The sequence below is a fragment of the Candidatus Contendobacter odensis Run_B_J11 genome, assembly GCF_000531125.1.
GTDB lineage: Bacteria > Pseudomonadota > Gammaproteobacteria > Competibacterales > Competibacteraceae > Contendibacter > Contendibacter odensensis.
In genome coordinates, this window is sequence record NZ_CBTK010000164.1 from 1 (window position 1) to 1,710 (window position 1,710).

The following is a 1,710-nucleotide window of genomic DNA, read 5'->3' on the forward strand; positions in this document are numbered from 1 at the left end:
ACCCTGCTAACCCAAGAAATATCAGGATTGCAGTATTAGGTTCAGGTACTGCAAATTTTTCCGTACTAGATACAACTCCATAAAAATTTGTTCTTTCAGATCCTGTACCAAATGCGGTTGCAAAATAGCGGATTGAGTATTCAGAAATATCTAGTGGTAATATATCTAAACCTTTCTTCTTTGGCCCACCGTCGAAAAATATCTGAAACCATCCGGGTAAACCCGAGTCAGTAAGAACATTAGTAGTCAATAACCAACTTTGGTCATCCGTGATTCTTATATCATTAGTCGTGACGGAACCGCGACCGGTACTTAAAAATGTGATACCCCCTACGGTAGCTTCAAGGAATCCGGTTAAATATTCTCCTCGACCCGTGTCCGTGGATATATCTATTGCTGAGTCATCGACAGCAAATGAAAATAATAGATCCTGACTTCGATCTACGGGAACCCCCTCAATCGATACATCACTTATTGTACCTGTGCCTTCATATTGAATGATGCTGGCACTACCTGAAATAGGAAAAAACAATAATAGAATTAATGTGTAGGGAATAAATAATGGCCGAATAAAAGTAGAATGGATATTCACGATTGTACATACCCTATCGAATAAGCGCCTAACGTCTTTACTCACCGGGCGAGCGATAGCGAAGCTCCGCTGGAACGTTGAGTTAGACCTTTAAATGGTGTGCGATGATTTCATCTAATTGTTCAAGAGATGAATCATCAGAAAGCCCCTTCATTTCATTGGAAATGTCAGATAACTTTCCTTTAAGAAAAAGTTCTTCATTGAACGGTGTACTGATAAATTCCCTGAATAAAAGTTTATCACTGGAAATCGAATGCTTAGGGAGACTTTCAGATGCCCACGCACCAATTCGCACTCCAGCGTAAAGTATGCGTGCTTGCACAAGACCACAACCACCTGCTCTACATGCGTGAAAGAACATTACATCAGCTTCCTTACGTGAAACACCTGAAGTATTACAGGCTACATCATGTGTAATTGATGCACGACGATAATCGTCTGTATAGGGACTACCTACGGATGACCATAATGGTCTAGGTATGCTAGCTCCATTGATTATAGAGTCTTTGGGTGCACGCCATCTTCTTCCATTAGGATCTGTATATGAAAATTCTTCTAGCAACTTCATATTACGATCAGGATTGTCTGGATCGGTAATCCATATGGTTTTTGGGTCTTCTGAGAATGAACCGTGATTTGACATACTTTTCTCCAAATTCGATTAAAGTCTAACGGGGCGCGAGTTGAGCGAACTCGGCGTGTCCCGCGCGGAGCGCGGCGCCAACTAAAATTAGTCAGTCGCAACCATAGCAACAGACGCGGTATAAATCAAAAATCAACTTTATGAAAGTAGATTTAGAACAGCTAAATTTCTGAGGAGGCTATTTTTCGTCTCCCCGCCGTTCGCCAGAGGGTTATGCGGAATCAATTCTAATAAATCAGTTACTAGCATAGGTTGCGGTACATGAAAGCTTGGTTTAGCCATAAATTTCTCTATCCAGATTGACTTTAGTCTGTCTAAGTACGGTTTGCAACCTTCTAATTTAGTGAGGAATTTTTCGGTTCATTTTGAAACGTGCAAAAACCATCGGCGTTTCAAAAATGAAAAGGAAACACTACTAGCACCCCTAGATAAATTTCCTGCAAAGTTTGCTCTGGAGGTCGATTTCCCCGATAAT

The 1,710-nt window shown here is 41.0% G+C and carries 2 protein-coding genes; both read right to left on the reverse strand.

The genetic code is table 11. The features are described from left to right. Nucleotides 1–592 (reverse strand): hypothetical protein (locus BN874_RS24485; protein ID WP_154724878.1); only part of this gene is annotated, 592 nt, incomplete at its 3' end. Nucleotides 593–674: 82 nt separating this feature from the next. Next, a complete protein-coding gene (locus BN874_RS23585) occupies nucleotides 675–1,235 on the reverse strand; it encodes a DUF1353 domain-containing protein (protein WP_081756322.1) in 561 nt (186 codons plus the stop codon). Nucleotides 1,236–1,710 lie beyond the last annotated feature (475 nt).